This window comes from Microbacterium sp. H6, assembly GCF_003314775.1.
Taxonomy (GTDB): Bacteria; Actinomycetota; Actinomycetes; order Actinomycetales; family Microbacteriaceae; genus Microbacterium; species Microbacterium oxydans.
Genome location: NZ_QOAY01000033.1, coordinates 1 through 5,338 on the forward strand (window position 1 = coordinate 1; position 5,338 = coordinate 5,338).

At 68.3% G+C, this 5,338-nt stretch carries 5 protein-coding genes; 4 read left to right on the plus strand and 1 reads right to left on the minus strand.

The genetic code is table 11. The features are described 5' to 3' along the window. From DSP71_RS01710 to DSP71_RS01720, 3 genes are all read left to right on the plus strand, one after another. Nucleotides 1-990 (plus strand): aldehyde dehydrogenase family protein (locus DSP71_RS01710; protein WP_113680208.1); only part of this gene is annotated, 990 nt, incomplete at its 5' end. Nucleotides 991-1,090: 100 nt separating this feature from the next. Further along, nucleotides 1,091-2,455 (plus strand): NAD-dependent succinate-semialdehyde dehydrogenase, encoded by a 1,365-nt coding sequence (locus DSP71_RS01715; RefSeq protein ID WP_058632128.1) that lies wholly within the window; start codon nucleotides 1,091-1,093, stop codon nucleotides 2,453-2,455. 112 nt (nucleotides 2,456-2,567) lie between these two features. Continuing rightward, the gene (locus DSP71_RS01720) at nucleotides 2,568-3,005 is read left to right on the plus strand and encodes a pyridoxamine 5'-phosphate oxidase family protein (RefSeq protein WP_058632129.1); all 438 of its coding nucleotides are present in this window, start codon (nucleotides 2,568-2,570) and stop codon (nucleotides 3,003-3,005) included. 67 nt (nucleotides 3,006-3,072) lie between these two features. On the opposite strand, the gene DSP71_RS21820 is transcribed toward DSP71_RS01720, so the two are convergent. After that, on the minus strand, nucleotides 3,073-3,243 hold the full coding sequence (locus DSP71_RS21820) for a hypothetical protein (protein ID WP_164734110.1): 171 nt from the start codon (nucleotides 3,241-3,243) through the stop codon (nucleotides 3,073-3,075). Nucleotides 3,244-3,419: 176 nt separating this feature from the next. Between DSP71_RS21820 and poxB the strand changes: the two genes are divergently transcribed. Then, complete coding sequence (gene poxB / locus DSP71_RS01725; RefSeq protein ID WP_113680209.1) at nucleotides 3,420-5,144, plus strand: ubiquinone-dependent pyruvate dehydrogenase; 1,725 nt, start codon at nucleotides 3,420-3,422, stop codon at nucleotides 5,142-5,144. Nucleotides 5,145-5,338 lie beyond the last annotated feature (194 nt).

Genomic DNA, 5,338 nt, shown 5'->3' on the forward strand with positions numbered 1-5,338 from the left:
TGGAACTTCCCGTTCGCCATGGCCACCCGCAAGATCGCCCCCGCACTCGCAGCGGGCTGCACCGTCGTGATCAAGCCCCCGGCACTCACGCCCCTGACGACCATGTACTTCGTCTCGCTGCTCGAGCAGGCAGGCCTTCCCGCCGGTGTCGTGAACGTCGTGCAGACGTCGAAGTCGAGTGCGCTGTCGGCGCCCATCATCGCCGACCCGCGCCTGCGCAAGCTCTCCTTCACCGGGTCGACCGAGGTGGGCCGCAAGCTCATCGCCCAGGCGGCCGAAGGCGTGCTGCGCGTGTCGATGGAACTGGGCGGCAACGCTCCGTTCGTGGTGTTCGACGACGCCGACCTCGACAAGGCCGTGGACGGTGCGCTGGCCGCGAAGTTCCGCAACATCGGCCAGGCCTGCACGGCCGCGAACCGCTTCATCGTGCACAAGGACGTCGCCGGGGAATTCGCCAAGCGCGTGACCGAGCGCGTCAACGGCATGAAGATCGGCCGCGGCACGGAAGAGGGCGTGGCGATCGGACCGCTCATCGACGAGGACGCCGTGGCCAAGGCCGGCGAGCTCGTGGACGATGCGGTCGAACGCGGTGCGACCCTGCTCGCCGGCGGCAAGGCCGTCGAGGGCACCGGCACGTTCTACGAGCCCACCGTGCTCACCGACGTGGTCGCCGGAAGCGCGATCCTCCGCGAGGAGATCTTCGGACCGGTGCTCGCGATCGCGACCTTCGAGACCGAGGAAGAGGCCGTGCGCCTGGCGAACGACACCGAGTACGGGCTCGTGTCGTACGTGTTCACCGAGAACCTGCAGCGCGGGCAGCGGATGATCGACGGGCTCGAGACCGGCATGATGGGTCTCAACGTGGGAGTGGTCTCGAATGCGGCCGCACCCTTCGGAGGCGTCAAGCAGTCCGGCGTCGGACGCGAGGGCGGCTTCGAGGGCATCCACGAGTACCTGTCCACCAAGTACACGCTGATCCCGGTCTCCTGACCTTCCGGGTGGGTCCCTGAGCTTGTCGAAGGGCCCACCCCACCCGAACGGCCTGGGTCCCTGAGCCTGTCGAAGGGACCCGCACACGAGAGGACAACCCATGACCGACTACGCCGTCATCAACCCCGCCACCGGAGAGACGCTGGCGTCCTTCGACACCTTCACCGACGCTCAGATCGAAGAGGCCGTGGCCGCGGCCGACGAAGCCCACCGCGGGTGGTCGCGTTCGTCGACGGTCGCAGAGCGCGCTGCCCTCGTCCGCCGTGCGGCCGAGCTGCACCGCGAGCGCCGCGAGGAGCTCGCGGACATCTTCGTGCGCGAGATGGGCAAGCCCCGCGAGGCCGCGCTCGGTGAGGTCGACTTCGCCGCGGACATCGCCGAGTACTACGCCGACCAGGCGGAGTCGATCATGGCCGACCAGCCGATCGCGATCCTGGGGGAGGGGTCGGCCATCATCCGCCGCTCCTCGCTCGGTCCGCTCGTCGGCATCATGCCGTGGAACTTCCCGGCGTACCAGATCGTGCGCTTCGCCGCGCCCAACCTCATCGTGGGCAACACGATCCTGCTCAAGCCCGCACCGCAGTGCCCGGAGTCGTCGACCGCGATCGAGAAGATCTACCACGACGCCGGCTTCCCGAAGGGCGCCTACCAGAACGTGCTCGCCACGAACGAGCAGATCGCGACCATGATCGCCGATCCGCGCGTGCAGGGCGTCTCGCTCACCGGTTCCGAGCGCGCAGGCGCCGCGGTCGCCGAGATCGCGGGCCGCAACCTCAAGAAGGTCGCGCTCGAGCTGGGCGGCTCCGACCCCTTCATCGTGCTGTCGACCGACGACCTCGACGCCACCGTCCAGGCCGGCGTCGATGCGCGTCTGGACAACAACGGCCAGGCCTGCAACGGCGCCAAGCGCTTCATCGTCGTCGACGGTCTCTACGACGCGTTCGTGGAGAAGTTCACGGCGGCGATGGCCGCGGTCGAGGCGACCGACCCCATGCGCGACGACACGGTGCTCGGTCCGGTGTCGTCCGAGACCGCGGCGGAGAACCTGCAGAAGCAGATCGATCAGGCCGTCGAGCAGGGCGCCACCCTGCTCACGGGCGGCACCCGCGACGGTGCGTTCTTCGCTCCGACCGTGCTGGCCGACGTGACGCCGGAGATGAACGTCTACCGTGAGGAGCTCTTCGGACCGGCAGCCGTCGTCTACCGCGTGGCGGATGAGGACGCAGCGGTCGAGCTCGCGAACGACACCACGTTCGGGCTCGGCTCGTACGTCTTCACGACGGATGCGGAGCAGGCCGAGCGCGTCGCCGACAAGATCGAGGCGGGCATGGTCTACGTCAACCTCGTGCTGGCGGACAGCCCCGAACTGCCCTTCGGCGGCGTCAAGCGCAGCGGCACCGCCCGTGAGCTGGGACACCTCGCCGCAGACGAGTTCGTCAACAAGAAGCTCATCCGCATCGGCTGAGCGTGCGACGGACGGCCCCTCGCAGAGCGCGAGGGGCCGCCCGCATGCCCGCCTCGTGTTGCGGGACGGGACGCCCTGTCGGCGGGGACACCGGGTGAGGGACAATGGCCGCATGAGCGCGCACACCGACCCCATCGAGACGCTGACCACCGAACAGAGCTGGGAGCGGCTCCGCACGCAGGAGCTCGGCCGGCTCGTCACCCACGTGGGGGAGACGATCGACATCTTCCCCGTGAACTTCGTGGTCGACGGGGACGGCATCCTGTTCCGCACCGCACCCGGCAGCAAGCTGTTCGAGCTCACGGTGAACACCGATGTGCTGTTCGAGGTCGATGACCACACCGACACGGACGCCTGGAGCGTGATCGTGCGGGGCCACGCGAGTGCGTTGGAGTCGGACGCCGACGTGCACAGGGCGGATGCGGCCGGCCTCCGCCCATGGATCCCCACCCTCAAACGGGTCTATGTGCGCATCGCCCCGACGTCGGTTTCGGGGCGGGCCTTCCGTCGCAGTGCCGAGCCGGAGCTCGACGGGCCCCAGGAGTACTGACTGACCGTCAGGCCGATAACCGTCAGGCCGAGAACCGTCAGGCCGAGAACCGTCAGGCCGAGAACCGTCAGGCCGAGAAGAGCTTCAGGTCGGTCGGGGTGAAGTAGTTCTGGGTCACATCGGTGATCCGCACGAGGAACTTCCCCCGCTTCTCGTCGATCGAGACGACCGTCCCGACATTGCCTGTCATCGTCGGTCCAGTGATCTGCACGGTGTCCCCGATGGCGAATTCGTTCATGGGAGTTCCTCTCCTTGCCGTACTGCTCCGGATCGGTACAGCACTCCGGTTCTTCTGATGGTCCGAGGCTAGATCGAGTGCGGTTGTGGAGACAGTGCCAGACGTCGCCATTTCGGGTGACATCTGTCACGGGTCCGGACGAGCCTCGCGCCCGCCCCCGGGCGTAGGGTCGAAGCATGGCAAACGTCGCTGAGAACATCGTCAAGACTCTGCACGCCAACGGGATCGACCGTGTCTACGGCATTCCCGGGGACTCGTTGAACGGCTTCACGGACGCGCTCCGCAAGGACGGCACGATCCGCTGGGTGCATGTGCGGCACGAGGAGTCCGCCGCCTTCGCCGCCGCCGCCGATGCCGCCACCACGGGCGAGCTCGCCGTGGTCGCGGGCTCCTGCGGGCCGGGCAACCTGCATCTCATCAACGGCCTGTACGACGCGAACCGCTCCCGCGTCCCCGTGCTCGCGATCGCCGCGCACATCCCCACGACCGAGATCGGCACCGGGTACTTCCAGGAGACGCACCCGCAGGAGCTCTTCCGCGAGTGCAGCGTGTACGTGGAGTATGTCGCCGACCCGAAGCAGATGCCGCGCCTGATGGAGATCGCCATGCGCGCAGCGATCGAGGAGCGCGGTGTCGCCGTCCTCGTGATCCCCGGTGACGTAGCCCTCGCCGACATCGCCGACGACCGCGCCGTCGTGATCGAGCGCGCCCGCCCCGTGGTGGTCCCCAACGGCGCAGAGCTCGAGAAGGCGGCGACGCTGCTGAACGCGGCGAAGAACGTCACGATCCTCGCCGGCGCCGGGGTCGAAGGCGCCCACGACGAGGTGATCGCGCTCGCCGACAAGCTGGGTGCTCCCATCGTCCACGCCCTTCGCGGCAAGGAGTTCATCGAGTACGACAACCCCTTCGACGTCGGGATGACGGGACTGCTCGGTTTCGCGTCCGGCTACCGCGCGATGGAGGCCGCCGACGCGCTGCTGGTGCTCGGCAGCGACTTCCCGTACGAGCAGTTCTACCCTGACGGTGCGAAGACGATCCAGGTCGACATTCGCGGCGCACAGCTCGGCAAACGGCATCCGCTCGATCTGGGACTGGTCGGCGACGTCCGGGCCACGGCCGAGGCGCTGCTGCCGAGGATCGCGCGCAAGGACGATCGCGGTCACCTCGACGACGCGATCGCGCACTACCGCAAGACCCGCAAGAAGCTCGACGAGCTGGCGGTGCCGGCGAAGGGGAAGCGCCCCATCCATCCGCAGTACCTCGCCAGGCTCCTGGACGAGTACGCGACCGATGATGCGATCTTCACCGCCGATGTCGGGTCACCGACCGTGTGGGCGGCGCGCTATCTCTCGATGACCGAGAACCGGCGCCTGATCGGCTCCTTCACCTACGGCTCGATGGCGAACGCGCTGATGCACGGCATCGGTGCGCAGGTCGCCCACCCCGACCGTCAGGTCGTCGCACTCGCGGGCGATGGCGGATTGGCGATGATGCTCGGCGAGCTGCTCACGCTGACGCAGAACAAGCTCCCGGTGAAGACGATCGTGGTCAACAACTCGTCGCTGAACTTCGTCGAGCTCGAGATGAAGGCCGCCGGCTTCGTCACCTACGGCACAGGACTGGACAACCCCAGCTTCGCCGCGATCGCCGAAGCCATGGGCATCTTCGCCCGTCGCGTGGAGCGCAGCGAAGACCTCCCTGATGCCGTGCGCGAGGTGCTGGCTCACGACGGTCCGGCCCTGCTCGACGTGGTCACAGAGCGGCAGGAGTTGTCCATGCCGCCGGCGATCGAGGCCGCGCAGGTCAAGGGCTTCGCGCTCTATGCGATCCGCACCGTGATGTCCGGACGCGGGGACGAGCTTCTCGACCTCGCGAAGGCGAACTGGCGCCAGCTCTTCTGAGCCGGCGCCACGCCGGGATCCGACGCTCAGCTCTCCAGGTGGGCGCGGATCTCGGCGGCCTCGCCGTGCCGCCCGAGCGCCTCGAACACGTTGCCGAGTTCGAGGGCCGCGACCTGCAGCAGCGGCGGGTGGCCGGCCGCGTGATCGATCGCGCTGCGGTACACCGGCACGGCGTCGGCTGAGCGGTCGTTGCC